The organism is Novosphingobium kunmingense, from assembly GCF_002813245.1.
GTDB classification, from domain to species: Bacteria; Pseudomonadota; Alphaproteobacteria; order Sphingomonadales; family Sphingomonadaceae; genus Novosphingobium; species Novosphingobium kunmingense.
This window is the reverse complement of record NZ_PHUF01000005.1, coordinates 386,155-401,477: the sequence shown is the minus strand read 5'-3', so window position 1 is coordinate 401,477 and position 15,323 is coordinate 386,155. Positions and strand designations below refer to the sequence as shown.

Annotated in this window: 18 protein-coding genes; 15 read left to right on the top strand and 3 right to left on the bottom strand. The window is 63.5% G+C overall.

The window, feature by feature from the left end; genetic code table 11:
- Window positions 1-1,715 (top strand): TonB-dependent receptor (locus B0I00_RS14645; protein WP_100868133.1); only part of this gene is annotated, 1,715 nt, incomplete at its 5' end.
- 25 nt (window positions 1,716-1,740) lie between these two features.
- Window positions 1,741-2,166: a hypothetical protein gene (locus B0I00_RS14640; protein WP_100868132.1), complete on the top strand. Its 426-nt coding sequence runs from the start codon at window positions 1,741-1,743 to the stop codon at window positions 2,164-2,166.
- An 87-nt stretch (window positions 2,167-2,253) separates the two neighbouring features.
- On the opposite strand, the gene B0I00_RS14635 is transcribed toward B0I00_RS14640, so the two are convergent.
- Together B0I00_RS14635 and B0I00_RS14630 are read right to left on the bottom strand one after the other, a co-directional pair.
- Entirely contained in the window at window positions 2,254-4,185 is a 1,932-nt protein-coding gene (locus B0I00_RS14635) for a TonB-dependent receptor plug domain-containing protein (RefSeq protein WP_100868131.1), read from the bottom strand.
- Window positions 4,182-4,841, bottom strand: a complete 660-nt coding sequence (locus B0I00_RS14630) for a cation transporter (RefSeq protein WP_100868130.1) — start codon at window positions 4,839-4,841, stop codon at window positions 4,182-4,184. The genes B0I00_RS14635 and B0I00_RS14630 overlap by 4 nt, the downstream gene beginning before the upstream one ends.
- A gap of 65 nt (window positions 4,842-4,906) precedes the next feature.
- On the opposite strand from B0I00_RS14630, the gene B0I00_RS14625 reads away from it, so the two are divergent.
- A complete protein-coding gene (locus B0I00_RS14625; RefSeq protein WP_100868129.1) occupies window positions 4,907-5,317 on the top strand; it encodes a MerR family transcriptional regulator in 411 nt (136 codons plus the stop codon).
- A gap of 138 nt (window positions 5,318-5,455) precedes the next feature.
- On the opposite strand, the gene B0I00_RS14620 is transcribed toward B0I00_RS14625, so the two are convergent.
- Window positions 5,456-5,683 (bottom strand): hypothetical protein, encoded by a 228-nt coding sequence (locus B0I00_RS14620; RefSeq protein WP_100868128.1) that lies wholly within the window; start codon window positions 5,681-5,683, stop codon window positions 5,456-5,458.
- A gap of 468 nt (window positions 5,684-6,151) precedes the next feature.
- Between B0I00_RS14620 and B0I00_RS17210 the strand changes: the two genes are divergently transcribed.
- The 12 genes from B0I00_RS17210 to B0I00_RS14565 all read left to right on the top strand — a co-directional run bounded on the left by B0I00_RS17210 (window position 6,152) and on the right by B0I00_RS14565 (window position 15,171).
- Window positions 6,152-6,316, top strand: coding sequence for a hypothetical protein (locus B0I00_RS17210; RefSeq protein ID WP_198519263.1), 165 nt, complete (start codon window positions 6,152-6,154; stop codon window positions 6,314-6,316).
- Between the two features lie 144 nt (window positions 6,317-6,460).
- On the top strand, window positions 6,461-6,865 hold the full coding sequence (locus tag B0I00_RS14615; RefSeq protein ID WP_157812589.1) for a hypothetical protein: 405 nt from the start codon (window positions 6,461-6,463) through the stop codon (window positions 6,863-6,865).
- A 603-nt stretch (window positions 6,866-7,468) separates the two neighbouring features.
- Window positions 7,469-7,789, top strand: a complete 321-nt coding sequence (locus B0I00_RS14610) for a DUF736 domain-containing protein (RefSeq protein WP_100868183.1) — start codon at window positions 7,469-7,471, stop codon at window positions 7,787-7,789.
- Between the two features lie 226 nt (window positions 7,790-8,015).
- Window positions 8,016-8,288 (top strand): helix-turn-helix transcriptional regulator, encoded by a 273-nt coding sequence (locus tag B0I00_RS14605; RefSeq protein ID WP_100868126.1) that lies wholly within the window; start codon window positions 8,016-8,018, stop codon window positions 8,286-8,288.
- A gap of 10 nt (window positions 8,289-8,298) precedes the next feature.
- Window positions 8,299-9,177 (top strand): replication initiator protein A, encoded by an 879-nt coding sequence (locus tag B0I00_RS14600; RefSeq protein WP_100868125.1) that lies wholly within the window; start codon window positions 8,299-8,301, stop codon window positions 9,175-9,177.
- Between the two features lie 164 nt (window positions 9,178-9,341).
- Window positions 9,342-9,863 carry a DUF2840 domain-containing protein gene (locus B0I00_RS14595; RefSeq protein ID WP_232730271.1) on the top strand — a complete coding sequence of 174 codons (522 nt, stop codon included), beginning with the start codon at window positions 9,342-9,344 and terminating at the stop codon, window positions 9,861-9,863.
- Window positions 9,860-10,438, top strand: coding sequence for a S26 family signal peptidase (locus tag B0I00_RS14590; RefSeq protein WP_100868123.1), 579 nt, complete (start codon window positions 9,860-9,862; stop codon window positions 10,436-10,438). The genes B0I00_RS14595 and B0I00_RS14590 overlap by 4 nt, the downstream gene beginning before the upstream one ends.
- Window positions 10,439-10,441: 3 nt before the next feature.
- A complete protein-coding gene (locus B0I00_RS14585) occupies window positions 10,442-10,771 on the top strand; it encodes a DUF736 domain-containing protein (protein WP_100868122.1) in 330 nt (109 codons plus the stop codon).
- Window positions 10,772-10,775: 4 nt separating this feature from the next.
- Window positions 10,776-11,477 carry a lytic transglycosylase domain-containing protein gene (locus B0I00_RS14580; RefSeq protein ID WP_100868121.1) on the top strand — a complete coding sequence of 234 codons (702 nt, stop codon included), beginning with the start codon at window positions 10,776-10,778 and terminating at the stop codon, window positions 11,475-11,477.
- 463 nt (window positions 11,478-11,940) lie between these two features.
- A complete protein-coding gene (locus B0I00_RS14575; protein WP_408635251.1) occupies window positions 11,941-13,464 on the top strand; it encodes a relaxase/mobilization nuclease domain-containing protein in 1,524 nt (507 codons plus the stop codon).
- Between the two features lie 273 nt (window positions 13,465-13,737).
- Window positions 13,738-13,998 (top strand): hypothetical protein, encoded by a 261-nt coding sequence (locus B0I00_RS14570; RefSeq protein ID WP_100868119.1) that lies wholly within the window; start codon window positions 13,738-13,740, stop codon window positions 13,996-13,998.
- A gap of 45 nt (window positions 13,999-14,043) precedes the next feature.
- Window positions 14,044-15,171: a hypothetical protein gene (locus B0I00_RS14565; protein ID WP_100868118.1), complete on the top strand. Its 1,128-nt coding sequence runs from the start codon at window positions 14,044-14,046 to the stop codon at window positions 15,169-15,171.
- Window positions 15,172-15,323: the final 152 nt, after the last annotated feature.

The window sequence follows — 15,323 nt, the reverse complement described above, 5'->3', positions numbered from 1 at the left end:
ACGTCGAACGGATCGAGGTCGTCAAAGGCCCGGCGGCGGTGCTTTACGGGCGCGGATCGTCCGGCGGCCTGATCAACCGCGTGACGCGCAAGCCCAGCGAAAATGTCGCCTCGTTCACCCTGTCGGCGGGAAGCTGGGACATCAAGCGCGGCGAGTTCGATCTCGGCCGGGTTGCCACCGACGGTGTTGTTGCGTTTCGCGTTACCGGCGCGCTCGAGCGCAGCGGCAGCTTCCGGCAGTTCCAGTTCCTCGACCGCGAAGCGATCGCTCCGTCGCTGCTGCTGCGACCGGGGCCGGATACCGAACTGCTGCTCCAGGCGGATTACCTGCGCGACGCGCGGATTACCGACTTCGGCATCCCGGCCTATCAGGGCCGCCCGGTCGATGTGGCCCCGGAAACCTACTACGGCGCGGCAAATGCCCGCGACGCCGATGTCAGCCGTTCGCAGGTTACCTCGCAGACGATCAGCCTAACGCACCGCTTCTCGGACAGCCTGAGCCTGCGCGACGGGTTCCGCCGCTACGACTACGACCTCGACCGGCGCAACACGCTGTCAGGGGCGGTGCTGCCGGTGACGGCAACGCGGCCGCGCCCGCTGGTTTCGCTCAACCGCTCGAACTTTTTCCGCGACGAGCACGGTTGGTCCAACCAGCTCGAGCTCACTCACATCTTCGAATTCGCGGGGACGCGCCACACGGTGCTCTACGGTTTCGAGATCGCCCGCCAGACCAAGCTCCAGCAGCTCTATTCGTCCAACGGCTTCACAACGGTCGATCTGTTCAACCCGGTCCTGCCGATCGTGCCGATCGACCTTGGCGGCACACCCGCGACCTACAACGAGGGACGGTTCCGCAACGAGGGAATCTACGTCCAGGATCTCGTCGATTTCGGCTCGGGATTCAAGGCGCTGGTCGGCCTGCGCCGCGACTGGTTCGAGCAGCGCACGATCCAGCGGCTTGCCTTGCCCAACCTCTATCGCAAGGATGCGGAATGGAGCCCGCGTGTCGGTCTGGTCTTCCAGCCCGACGACGCGCAGAGCTACTATGCATCGTGGAGCCGCTCGTTCCAGCCCTCGGGCGAAGGCTTCGCGCTTGCCGCGAACAATGCCGGGATCGAACCGGAAGAGACGACCAACAAGGAGGTCGGCGCCAAGTACACCCTGCTCGGCGGGCGGCTCAACGCGACGGTGTCGCTGTTCGAACTCGAGCGGACCGGGATCAAGTCGGCCGCGCCCGGCTCGACCGTGCTGATCCCGATCGGCACCCAGCGCACGCGCGGCATCGAGCTGTCGGCTAACCTCGACCTCGCCACGGGGTGGCGGGCGATCGCGGGCTATTCCTACCTCGACGCGCGGATCATCCGTTCGCTCGCGGTCGAGAGCGGACAACCGGTCGAAGGCAAGCGCGCCACGATTACGCCCCGGCACAGCGCCAACTTGTTCGTGAGCAGGGACTTTGCCGGCCGCTTCGGGTTCGGTCTCGGCGGCAACTATGTCGGTGACCGCTTTGCCAACCCCGGCAACACCGTGACGCTACCGGCCTACGTGACCGTCGATGCACTGGCCTGGGTCAGGCTGGGTCCGGCGCGTCTCCAGCTCAATGCCTACAACCTCTTCGACAAGCGCTACTTCATATCCGGTCACGGCACCTCTCCGCTGCTCAACCTCCCCGGCGCACCGCGCACGGTGATCGCGACCGTGCGTTTCGATCTCTGATACCGGCCTGCTGGAGACCCGCAGAATGTATGCAATTGTCGACCGTCCGGTTGCCGAGCTCGATCCCGCCAGCCGGTTGCTCGTCTGGGCGATGCGCAGCTGGGTCCAGGCAGTCGGGCGCAGGCAATGCCCCGGCCTTGTCATCGGGGCGGCTTTTGCCAGGCAGAACATGATTGCGGGTCTCCAGCCATTCCTGCGCATGATGGCGGGACTCAACCGCGGAGGACTTGAGAATCTCGAGTTTTGCCGCCTGGCCTGCAATCACGTCTCGGAACACGAAGCAATCCTGCTTCAGCTCGTCAGCGATGCAGGCGGCGGTGAGGTCTTGATCGTGCGCGACACGCTGTCGCTGCTGGTCGAGGAAGAGTATGTCTGCGATTTGTTCGAAGCGGTGGTGCGGCTCGGCAGCGGTCTGGGACGCGCCTCGGAATCGCCGCAGGCCAATCGGTGATCCGTGCGCGCCCAACTGCGCGCGACCGCGTCGCCGACAAGGTAGCGCATCCGATTTGCAGGCGAGCAGGGCAGTTTCAGGCTGATCCTAGCTGCCACCAATCGAAATCCGAATCCCGCCATTCACCGTGAACCCATCGGTCGGTCCCCACGCATCCACCGTCCACCGGCCATCGGCAGCGCGGGACGGCAAGAGCAGCCGGTCGTAATTAGTCTGGCGGATGTCGAGCAGGTTTTCGGCATTCACGAATAGACGGACCTTGCCCACGACGATCTCGCCCAGCATCCCAAGTTCGACGTAGGGCCGACTGCAGGTGCGGTAGGGGTTTTCGTCGAGTCGCTGCCCGCCGGTGTAGTAAGCCTCGAAGCCCAGACGCCCCTTGCCCTCCTGCTCCCACATCGCGACCACGCCGCCGGTATGGCGCGGGGTGCGGGCGACGGTCTGCCGTTCGGCTCCGGTATCGGCTGGCTCGGTAGCATCGACGTAGACGTAACTGCCGGTGATCGAGAAATTGTCCCAGCGCTGGCGCAGCAGCAGTTCCACGCCGTAGGTTCGGGTCGCGCCGCTCACATTGACCAGCCGCACCCTATCCCCGCTCGGCAGCGTCTCCAGTCGCAGGGCGTTGGCGGCGGTGGAGCCGAACAGCGACGCATTGAGTTCGGTTCTGCCAATCTTGTAGCCGATGTCGAGCGAGGCAGTGTCCGCCACCTCCGCCTTCAATCCGCGCAAGGGTTCGAGCCGGGAAAGGCCAGCCGCTTCGATCTCATCGACAAACGGCGTCGGCGCGAAGAATCCGCGACCAGCCGAGAGGCGAACGGTCCAGCGGTCGGGCTTGTAGAGCAGCGACAGGCGCGGGCTGAAACGGGTGCCATAGTCGCTGTGGAAATCGACCCGTGCACTGCCCGCAAGGGTCAGATCGCCGCTCACGTCATGCTCGACCTGCGCGAACAGGCCGGGATCGGAATAGGTGTAGTCGAAGGCCGCAAAGGTCTCGGACCGGAAGGCGTCGCGCTGGATCGCTGCTCCCGCCAGCCAAGTCGTTCTGTCCGAACCGCCGCTGACCGACACTTCGCCGAACAATGTATCGTGCCGGTCGTTCTCGATTACGCTGCCGAAGCGGTGGCGATGGTCCTGCGTCACGCCCGATGCGCGCAGGTGGACCTTGCCCAACCCTTCAACCGGAAGTTCCGCCACCAGCCCCGCATCAAGGCGGCGGCTATCCTGATCCTGCGGGAATGCCGTTCCATCGGGCACGGTGCGACCCGGTAAAGTGCCGCCACGCCGATCCTCGGTCATTCCACCAACTGTGAGGAAAGCCTTGGCCCCACTGTCGCCTTCCCAATAGAGCCTCGGGCGCAGCGTAGCGCGATGATAGCCCGGCATATCGATCCAGCCGTCGCCGTCGAGATCGTTGCTGGTTTGGCGATGCAATCCGCCCGTCAGCGAGGCGGAGAACCCACCGCCGAGCGGCATGGCGGCATAGGCGGTCGCGTCTTGCCCGCTACGGCTGGTGGCGTTGAGCAACAGTTCGGCTTGCGGAGCATCCCCCGGTTTGCGCGAAACGAGGTTGATCACCCCGCCAAGCGCAGATGGGCCGTAGAACGCAGACGCTGCACCCTTGATCACTTCGACCTGGCCCAAGTCAGTCGGGGCAATCTGGAGCATGCCGATCCCGCCAGTGCTGCCATAGAGCGGCAAGCCATCGGCGAGCAGTTGCGTGTAGCGGCCTTCGAGACCGCGCACGCGGACATTCGATGAACCGAGCGCGGGCGATGTCACCTGCACTCGCAGCCCGCCGGTTTCCGCGACGAGCATCGCGATATTGCCCGGCGTCATCATCAGCTTTTCTTCGACCTCATCCTGATCGATCACCTCGACCCGGATAGCCTCATCCTGCACGCGCTTCCCCGAACGGGTTGCTTCGACGACAATCTCGTCGCTGCCTTCCTCGGTATCGGCTTCCTGTGCCACCGCCGGGAACGCGCAGGTGGCTGCAACCATCGCAATTGCGTATTTCATGCCGATTGGCCGCTCGAAGGTGCAGAGCGCGATCCGGTGACATTGCCGGAGCGCAGTTCGCCGAGTGCCTGCCGCAAGACCTGACCACCGCCCCAAAGCGCCAGACCGGCCATAATGGCTGCCACGACAAGATCAGGCCATGCCTGCCCAGTGCCGAACACCCCAGCAGCGGCAGCCAGCACTGCAATATTGCCGATGGCGTCATTGCGCGAGCAAATCCAAACCGAGCGCATGTTCGCGTCGCCGTCTCGGTAACGGTAAAGCAAGGCCGCAACGCCGACGTTGGCGAGCAGAGCGGCAACGCCGACCGCGCCCATGACAGGAGCTTGAGGCACGCCCCCGCCACGCATCGCCAACAGCGTCGAGACCAGCACGTAAATCCCGAAGGCGATGATCGTCGCGCCCTTTACGAGCGCGGCGCGTGCCCGCCACGCCAGCACCATGCCCGCGACGCCAAGGCTGATCGCGTAGTTGGCGGCGTCGCCTAGAAAATCGAGCGCGTCAGCTTGCAAGGCTCTGGAGCCGCCGACCAGCCCGGCAGTAATCTCCACCGCGAACATCCCCGCATTAATGGCAAGCGCGATCCACAGGATACGGAGCCAGCGGGGGTCCCGATACGTTCCTTCCGATTCCGAAGGGCAACTACTGCAAGCCATAATATCACTCTCGAACAAGCGGTGTGACTAGCCCTCTGCACCCTGTAGCTGCTACAGGGTCAAGCATGAAAACGCAGTTCACCATCGGCAAGTTGGCGACCGCAACCGGCGTCAATATCGAGACAATCCGCTACTATGAGCGCGCGGGCTTGATCGCTCCGCCTGCGCGGACGGATGGCAACTATCGGACCTATGGAGAGGCCGACATTACGCGATTGCGGTTCGTCAAGCGCACCCGTGATCTAGGGTTCACACTAGAACAGGTGCGCGCGCTGCTTGGCTTGTCGGACCAACGCGAGCGCGATTGCGGCACTATCGATGCAATGGTCATCGAACATTTGGCTGAAGTCGACCGCAAGATCGCCGATCTCACCGCACTCAGGCGCGAGCTGGCAGATGCTGTTGCCAGTTGCGAAGGCGGGACCGTGGCGGAGTGCCGCATCTTGGAGACGTTTTCGCCAACCGTTGGCTCCTGAAGTTTGGCCAAGTGCCGATTCCAGCCGCTTCGATGTCGCCAGTGACCAATGGGTAACTACAGCCATTGACGGCGCACGAATGAACGGCAGTTCCCACGGATCGATCAAGGTCTGGAACCGTCTGCCGTGTCAGCGGTCTCAGCACCTCGCAAGGGCGGATTTGGCCGCATCTATTGCGGCAAGCGCAATGGCCCATTCGACCTCTGGCTTCACAAGACGCGTGCTAACGTGCTTGCTAAGCTCGCTCACCTCACTCATCTGCGCCGCTGCTTTCATCAGATTGGGGTCATAGGCCGTCATCTTGGTCTCCTTCACCACTATGGCGGTGCCGAACCTGGCGAGAACCAAAATATCTGACAAATCCATGTTGATTTAAAGTGCGTATTTCTCACTGGATTAACAGTGCAGCGCCGGTTGTCTGGGTATTTTTTAAGCGAAGGCAAAGCTTCTCGCTGTGGACTCGGACTGTGCAACAACGATGAATGAAGGGCGGCGGACATGACGCCGGAATGGACGAACGAAGGTCGGCTATGTCAGCGATACCTGTCTATATTTGGCTAAATGCGAAAGTAGCGGCTTCTTGGTTATTGGTGCTCAAAGAAGATCAAGCAGCAAGTGAGCCAAATCGAGCCATGCTTTGTTCTGGCAACCACCCCGCCCTTTGAGGCCATTCCGTTGGCCGCCTCAAAGCCTTCCTCAATCAACCCGTGAAGGGTCCGCTACGCTGCGCGTGCGGCCACTGCGGCTGCGCCTTCGTGGTGATTGCGGCTTTGTGCCGTCTGTCCGGGGCCTGTCGAGCGGGGATGGTTCCTGCTCCGAGACAGGAGCTCGAACATGTCACTCACCATCGCACAGCGTCACGCCTGGAGCCTCGCCCGCACCCTGATGGTCTGCGTCACCCTGTTCCGTGCTGGAAACGGCTATGGTGCCGTTCCCACCTCCGAGTTCGATGGCGATGCCCACAGCATCGTTCGCGAATATGATCCGTTCAATCCCTGACCGCGCCAAATCGCGTTGCGCCGACTGGCTGGATGCCCCTTGGGTATTCCAGTCATGGCGCATTTCTGCTAAGGATTTCCTGCACATTGCGCTGCGGTGGTGGTGGAGAGCGCGTCCCTTGCCCTTGGCTTCAAGGAGGACGCCATGTTGATCGGCCTTGCCCTGATAATCGTCGCAGTGTTCCTGTGTTGCGCGCTGCTTTTCCGCCTCTCGATCTTTGCGCTCCCGCTAGTCATGGCTTTCCTCGCAGGTTCGGCAACCTATCGCAGCGACAATGGCATCGTTGCCGCGCTCGCTGCGGCCTCCCTTGCCGCGATCGCGCTGCTCGCCGCTGCACGGCTTGCACTGGCGTTTGCCAGGTCCGACCTGACGCGAGCAGCAATCGGCCTTGCCTTCGCCGCGCCGGCAGCGGTCGCCGGCTATCATGCCGTCCACGGCATCGCGGCTGCCACCATGCCGCAAGGCACATGGCAACTGGTCATCTCGCTGATCGGCGCGGTCGTGATTGCGACCGCTTCCTGGACGCAATGGAGCCGCGCGACCCGCTAGCTCGGGCTCCCGCCAAGCCCCGCCCGGCAGTTGCCGGGTGGCCGGGCACGGTAAATTCGGCCGTTACGGGGCAAGCGGCTGGGCCAGGGATGGCGTGCCGTTTTCGCTTGAGGTGGGAGTTTGTGGCGGTTGCGGCGTCGACAGGCCGAGGGCGTGCGGCCTCTCTGGATTTGATCGGTGACGGACCGAACGCGGGATCGCGATCTGACCCGAGGCGCGTGCAGCGAAGTCACTGAGACTGCGGGAAGCGGTTACTTTCCGCAGAATCGCGACGGTATGAGATCACCTTGATGTCGCTATGTCTGGCTCGTCCGGGCAGGGCCATGACTCCAGGTTCAAGTCCGACCCGAGCCCGTTACGGCCTCTTCAATGGCTCTGGTTGGCAGGGGATGGCTTCGCCGCTTGGACCCTTCCTGCAACGGCGTCTGCACCGACTTTCTTCCCCTGGTCGTACCGCCCATTCCTCGCGAGACAAGAAAGTCGGCTGGCCGCCGTCCTCCACTGCGTTCCGGCCGTCCCGGTGCAGCGGGCGCAAGCCCCTGCCTTCAACCAGCCATCGAGGTCGCGATGGGCGCGGGTTCGACCAACTTGAAGGAATGCATCATGGCCAACATCGGAACTTTCACCAAGACCGGCAACGAATACAAGGGCGAGATCGTCACCATGTCGGTGCAGCAGAAGAACGTTCGCATCGTCCCCGAAGCCAGCGACAACGAAAACGCACCGTCGCACCGGGTCTTCGTCGGCCGCGCGGAAATCGGGGCCGCCTGGACCAAGACCTCGAACGAAGGCCGCGACTATCTCTCGGTCAAGCTCGACGATCCGAGCTTCACCGCCCCGATCTTCGCCAACCTCTTCGACGACGAAGACGGCAAAAGCTACAACCTGATTTGGTCGCGCGCGCGCCGCACCAACGGCGACTGATCGCCAAGCCAGCCCCGCCCGGCACCTGCCGGGCGGGGCTTCGGCATGTACACCCTCGGCGTCCTGCTTGCCTGACCAGACCAGAATAGCGCTTCAAACGGCGCGCCAGGGGCGACAAAATGCCGACACGCATTTTGTCGCTCCCCCGAACAACCGCACCAACGCCAAAGCTCCCGAACCCCAGCGACAGCCCGCTGCCGTTGCCACCCTTCGCCGGAGCTTTGCCATGGACGCCAGACCGACCCCAGTGACCGCCCGCTATTTGCGGACACCCGATGCCGCTGTGCATGTGGGCCTGTCTGCCCGCACGCTCGAGAAGCATCGCTGCTTCGGTACCGGGCCGGTCTACAGCAAACTTGGTGGACGGATTGTCTACGCGATCGCCGATCTCGATGCCTGGGCCGAACAGGGCCTGCGCCGTTCGACCAGCGATCCGGGCAATGGCGTGGTCCACCCTGCCAAGCGGCTCGACGGTTATACCCCGCCGGTGCGGCGCTGAAGGCCAGCCCATGCGCCGCCTGTCGACCTTTCCTGCAAACCCCTCGCAGCTTGACCTGCTCGTCAGCGTCGGCGGCGACATCGCCGCCCGCGACGCGCAGGATCTGATGGCCTGGCCGTTCTTCAACCTCGCCAAGTCCAAGCGTGTGCGCCCGATCGACTTCCGGATGGGTGATATCTCGATCCTGGTCGAGGCGACCGCCGAGCACGGCATGGCGACCATCTGGGACGCTGACGTCCTCATCTGGGTCGCGAGCCAGATCGTCGAAGCGCGCGACATGGGTCGTCCGACCTCGCGGCTGATTGCGGCCACCCCTCACGAAATCCTCGCCTTCACCCGGCGCGGCACCGGCAAGGCGAGCTATGAGCGGTTGAAGGCCGCTCTCGACCGTTTGCAATCGACCACGATCGCAACCTCGATCCGCCAGCGCGATGCGCGGCGGCGGCACCGCTTCTCGTGGATCAATGAATGGAAGGAGCGCCTCGACGGCTCGGGCCGCGCGCTCGGGATCGAGATGATTATTCCCGACTGGTTCTACGAAGGCGTGATCGACCAGGCGCTCGTGCTGACCATCGACTCCGACTATTTCGCGCTGACCGGCGGGCTGGAGCGCTGGCTCTACCGCCTCGTGCGCAAGCACGGCGGCAAGCAGAAGGGTGGCTGGAGCTTCGACTTCCAGCACCTGCACATGAAGTCCGGCGCGCTCTCGCCGCCTAAACGCTTCGCGTTCGAGCTGCGCGACATCGTGCGTCGTCAGGCGCTGCCCGGATACCAACTCACCATCGAGCACGCGCTGGGCCGTGAGCGGCTGAGCTTTGTTGCGATCCCTGCCGATCCGTTCGACGCGGCCATGCGGCGCGTCGGCCTGCGCCCTGTGGATATGTCGTGATGCAACACGGACTATCAGGAACCGCCGGACTCGGACGATCTGGAACCGAAAGTTCGGACTATCGGGAACCGCAATGGCCTTCAAACCCGCAGAAATCTGCGCCGAAATTCGCCCTTAACTTAGCTAACAAAGAATCCTTCGGATTCTTGCTAACGTCAGATCGCTTGTGGACAGACCGCGCTCCACCACCGCGCAGGGCTGCCGAAACGGGGGTGTGCGATAGCCCGCACCTGACCCATGTCACGCTCATCTGGCGCGAAGGCGAGCGCGAAGACTGGCTCAAATTTGGCAGGCCGGTTGCAGAGCGGATTATCGATCGCAGGCAGCGCATCGAGAGCTATGCGGCAGGCCAGGTGTTCGGCTTGGTGCGCTGGGCATCCAACGACTACGGCACCGTCCGCTCTACGCTCGAGATCGTCCGCGCTGTCGGCGTGGGCGAGCCCTGCATCCCGATCGCGCAGGTCGATCCCGGCGGCGAGCTCCTGCTCTCCGTCCGGGGTTGGCCCAAGGTCGCGCAAGTCTTCCGCCTGATCGATGCGATCGAGGCGTCGGACATTGATCCCTGCGAGGTCGCGCCCGATCATTGGCAGCACATCCACAACCGCCTGGCGGGGCGCGAGCGTCCGCGCGGCTATTCGCCTGCGCGTCATCGCGCCTGGCTTCTGCGCAAGGCGCTGCTGCCATGACGCGGCATTTGTTCGTTCTCGCTAGCGTCGTTGTCGCCGCCACCCTCGCGACGCTGACCATTCCGGTCTCGCGTTACGCCGTGTGGAATGCGACCGCCTCGGTCCCGACCGGGCTCTACGCCATCCGCGGCAGGGCGAGCCTGCACGTCGGCGAGCGCATTGCGATTCTGCCGCCGCCTGCACTCCGCCAGTTGCTCGCCGCGCGGAACTACCTCCCGACCGGCGTCCCGCTGCTCAAGCGCATCGCCGCTGTCAGCGGCCAGCGCGTCTGCCGCATTGCCGATGGCATAACGATCGACGGCGCGTACATCGGCGCGGCGCTTGCCCGCGACCGACTGGGCCGCCCGCTGCCCGTCTGGGCGGGCTGCCGAGTGCTGCGCACCGGCGAGTTGTTCGTGATGAACCCGGCTGCGCCCGACAGCTTCGACGGCCGCTATTTCGGCGTGCTGCGCCTGGCCGATGTCATCGGCCGCGCGACGCCGGTCTGGACCGACGAGGCGGGGAATGGCGACCATCAATGGTTCGCCGATCCCCGTTCGAACCAACCCACTAGTTCAACAACCGAAGGAGACTGAACGATGAAGATTGGATATTTTGTGACCGCGGAGGATGGCTTTTCCGGACACCTCACGACGCTGACGCTCGACATTGGTGTGGTGCTGCTCCCCACCGAACCATCCGACAACGAGAACGCGCCCGATTACCGAGTGATTGCCGGCGACGGCGACGAGGCGCGCGAGATCGGTGCGGGTTGGAAGCGCACCGGCGAGAAAGCTGGTGAATATGTCGCATTCCAGATCGACGACCCCGCATTCGTCCAGCCACTGCGGGCCAACCTGTTCCGCGACGACGGCACCGGCCACGTACTGGTCTGGTCGCGCCCGTCCCGGCACGACAAGGCGGACTGAGCCAATGCGCTGGAATCGCTCGGGCCTTGCCGCGTTCCTCGCAGTTGCCCTGTTCGGCAACGCGCCCGCCTTCGGGCAGGCCGCTGCCGAACATGCGCAGCCGCGCGCCATCGACATTGCTTCGCACGTCGCCGAGGCGTCGCTGCGCTTCGGTATCCCAGAGAACTGGATCTACGCCGTGATGCGCACCGAAAGTGCGGGCCGGATCGGCGCGGTTTCGTCGGCGGGAGCGATGGGCTTGATGCAGCTGATGCCCGGTACCTGGTCGCGCCAGCGCGCCCGGTTCGGACTGGGTGCCGATCCGTTCAACGCGCGTGACAACATCATGGCGGGCACATCCTACCTTCGCGAACTGTACGACAGCTACGGTGCCCCTGGCTACCTTGCTGCCTACAATGCGGGACCGGGTCGCTACGAGGATTGGCGGGATCGCGGTCGCCCGCTCCCCGCCGAGACCCGCGCCTATGTCGCCAAGATCGCACCGATGCTGCTTGGCGGAAGCGCGGCAACGGTCGTTGCCAGCGCATCGCCAGTGCAGCCGGTTCGCCAATCCTGGACACATGGCCAGCTTTTCGCGGTGCGCGGAGATGCAGCGGCGGACGCTTTCGGTGGCTTCGCCGCCGCCGCGCCACCGACTTCCATGCCCGCTTCGCCTGCCCCGCTGAACGGCCTCTTCGCGCCCGTTTCGGGGAGGCGTCCGCAGTGATCGTCCCTTTGCTTCTCTGGCGCGTCATGGCGTGGAGTGGCGCGAGGAAGTGCGGGACGGCAGCAGCAGGAGGGGCAGGTTCAGGAGGATGGCAAGATAAAAGCGGCGCCGTCGGGTGGGGTGGAAATAGTTGGAATTGCTGGACTTTCAGCGCCAGCCGTTCAGTACCTCGGCTGGCAACTTTCGATAGAAATGGCGCAATTCTGCCATTTCCAGCGCCGTCGCCCTCCCGGCACCCCAAAACTTCGTGAGCGACGACGACTTCGAGATCAAGCCGGGACGAGTCCGGGATCGCGGCAGCCGTTCAGCGAAGCCCAAGACACTGGTCGCACAGGTTCGTGCGCTTTCGAACAAGGCGGGCCGTATCGGCATCACTGGACGAGGCAGTCGCGGCACTGGACGCAATGCCCGCGGTCGGAGCGCCTCCCTTTCTATGCGGTCGCGCCAAGGCCAACGCCGCGTGATGGTCAAGGCGCGAGTGGTCCGGCATGTCGGTACACGCTTTTCGGCAGCACCACTTTCGCGGCACATCACATATTTGAAGCGCGAAGGGGTGACCCGGGACGGGAAAGATGCCGAACTGTTTGGCAATGGAGACGGTACGACCGATGGCGTTGCCTTCGCCAAGCGCTGCGGCGATGACCGGCATCACTTCCGTTTCATCGTCTCACCCGAGGATGCGGGTGAACTGGCCGATGTCCGGGTCTTCACCCGCGAGTTGCTCACCGACATGGAGAAGGATCTTGGCACCCGCCTCGACTGGGTTGCGGTCGACCACTGGAACACGGACAATCCTCACATCCACATCCTGATGCGCGGCAAGGCCGACGACGGCCGCGATCTTGTCATCGACAAGGACTATATCCGCGAGGGCATGCGCGGCCGCGCCGAAGAGCGGGTGACCATCGAACTTGGCCCGCGCTCCGAGCGCGAGATGGATCGTGCCTTGGCACGTGAGGTCGATGCCGACCGCTGGACCAGTCTGGACCGACGGCTGCAGCGCAAGGCCGACGAGTTGGGCGGCGTGATCGATCTCCGGCCCGATCCGCAGCGCGTCCAAACGTCGATGGATCGTCACCTGATAGGCCGCGCAGCCCAGCTTGAGCGTCTGGGACTGGCAATCAATATCGCGCCGGCCTGCTGGACACTCAAACCCGATCTCGAGCCCACATTGCGCCAGCTCGGCGTTCGCGGCGACATCATCAAGACCATGCACCGAGCCATGACCGGCATCGATGCCGCGTCTGATACTGCGCGGTTCGCGATGCACGCCGGCGCGGCCGATGATCCCGTCATCGGCAGATTGGTCGAACGTGGGCTCCACGACGAGTTGAACGGCGAAGCCTATGCCGTCGTCGATGGCGCCGATGGCCGGGTGCATCATCTCCGCTTCACCGACCTTGATCAGACCGGCGATGCTGCGCCTGGCGCGATCGTCGAACTCAGGACATGGACCGACCGGCGGGGACGGCAGGGCCACTCACTTTGGGTCCAGTCGGACCTGGCGATCGCCGAGCAGATCACCGCACGGGGCAGCACCTGGCTCGACCGGCAGCTTTTGTCATCCGACCCTGTTCAATCCGGCGGCGGCTTTGGCGCCTGTATCGATCAGGCAAAGCTCGATCGCGCCGAGCATCTAGTGACGGAGGGTTTCGCCAATCGCCGCAGCGGACGGATCGTCATGGATCGGAATGTCCTGACGAAGCTACGTTCCCTAGAGCTGGCAGAAGTGGGTGCGGCAATCGCCGCGCGAACGGGACTGCCGCACCGACCCAGTACCGAGGGCGATGCCGTGTCGGGCACGTATCGCCAGCGCCTGCAACTGGCGTCTGGCAGATTTGCAATGATCGACGATGGGATGGGATTTGAACTGGTTCCCTGGCGCCCCCAAATCGACAAGCATCTCGGCCAGCATGTCACCGGAACGATCAAGTCGGGTGGCGGAATCGACTGGACCATCGGGCGCTCGCGCGGGATCGGGATCTAGCCTTCAGTCTTCCCGTTCATCCGTTTCCGCGAGCGCGGCATCAAGCGTCTGGTGACGTTGGACGCCTTTGGGCGTCGTGCTGCGCGCAGTTGGCGGCGTGGAAGGCGGGCGCTGAGTCCTATGACGTCGATGCTTGCCGACCTGTTCGACACGCCGATCCCGCTGGTACCGGACCTGGAGAATTGCGCTGGTTTGTTCGACTTGAAAGAAATGGCTGCATCGCAGCCGCACTCACGGTATAGATATGGAACAGAGTGAGATCGGATCGACATCATGAACCAGGCTGCCGCAATTGCCCCAGAATTCAATAATGGGAGCGACCTCGAGTTTACCGACATCTCGAGCGAAGCTTGGCGCGAGTATCGCTTTGCCGATGGATCGACCGTCCGAATCGATAACCCCCTCAAGCTTAACGTCAGCGACAGCGGCGGCCACCGCATTTTCGATGCTCAAAACCGGTCACACTACATTCCCGGCGGCTGGCTCCATCTGTCCTGGGAGGCAAAGCCCGGTCAGCCAAATTTCGTTCGCTGAGCCGCTAAACTGGCCTGTCCGAAAGCGACCCGTGACCAACGCCCGATGATCGTTCTTATCTCCTCCGACATCCGACCACGCTATTCCGACGACATCATCCGAATCCTGGCACTGCCCCGAGGCGCACAACTGCAACTGCGCTATGGTGCCCCGCTTCTTGCCGGCGACATTCAAGGATGTGTGCCCCGCGAACAACTGGCCGGAGAAGCCGCACTCGTCTGCTTTGTCGCGGATGCGAGCGCGCCAATGCCTTTTGCCTTGGTCCCTGTTCGCTTTGTGACGATCATTCGCGCCGAAAAGGTGGGAACCTCGTACATCTTTACGGTCGCAGCCGACGCTTTTGTGACAGGCCTCACAGATGTGGACATACGGGCAAGTGCGTGTCCCACCGACCAGCAGCGGCTGCCTGCGCCTCCCGGCACCTCGCCCACTGCCGGCGAGATCTTTGCTTTCAGCGGCACGCAGGCGTGGCAGGGCCACAAATCGCTATCGCTCGACACGTTCGAAGCCACCGCCGATCGCCTCGCCGTTCACACCACCTTCAACACAGCCAGGTCGGCGTTTTTCACCGTGGTCCGTATCAGCGAAGTTCGCGCCCGTAGTTGGTTCGGCACTTGGCCGCAGCCTCTCAAGGTCGATCAGGGCGCCTTCGATCTGAAGGCCGGAAAGCGCTACGAATGCGAGGTTTACTGCCTGAGGCTTTACGAGCCGGCCAAGGCGGTTCAGATCAAGCCAAGCGCTGGGTTTGTTTTCACAACCATCGTAAGCACATCTCCCAAGCCGTCGCTGGGTGCCGAGGCCAATGACAACTGGGTTCAGTTCGGCTCCGCCAAGCGGAGCATCATTGACTCTCGGTACGACGTGAAGCGCTTTCTGTTCGAGGCCGAGCCAAACGTTATTCGGCGCGTCAGCGGGATCCGGCTCTTCCTGACCGAAGGCCTGGCCGAAAGTTCGACCGACTATCAACAGGACATCACCCTGCCGCTCATCTTCCGCGGATCAATCTTCTGGGCAGTCGTTCGGGCGAGCCTGATCGGCATCGCGACTGCCGGACCCAGCATGATCGCCATCAACGCTGCAGGCAAGTTGAACGCGGGTGCGGTCGCCGCGGTAATTGCCCTCGGTGCATTGGCGGGTGCCGCCGCGATCTTCCCCAGTATCCGCAAGCCCTGATCGTACCCGATGACCGACAGGAATTCGGATCACCTCCTTCGTAATTTGGAACGAGCTGAAACGGCAAGACTGCACCCACGAGTCGACAATCAATACTTTCGCGCCCGAAAAACTTCGCAGTGCGACCCGCGCCCAAGTTCCGGCGGTTGAAC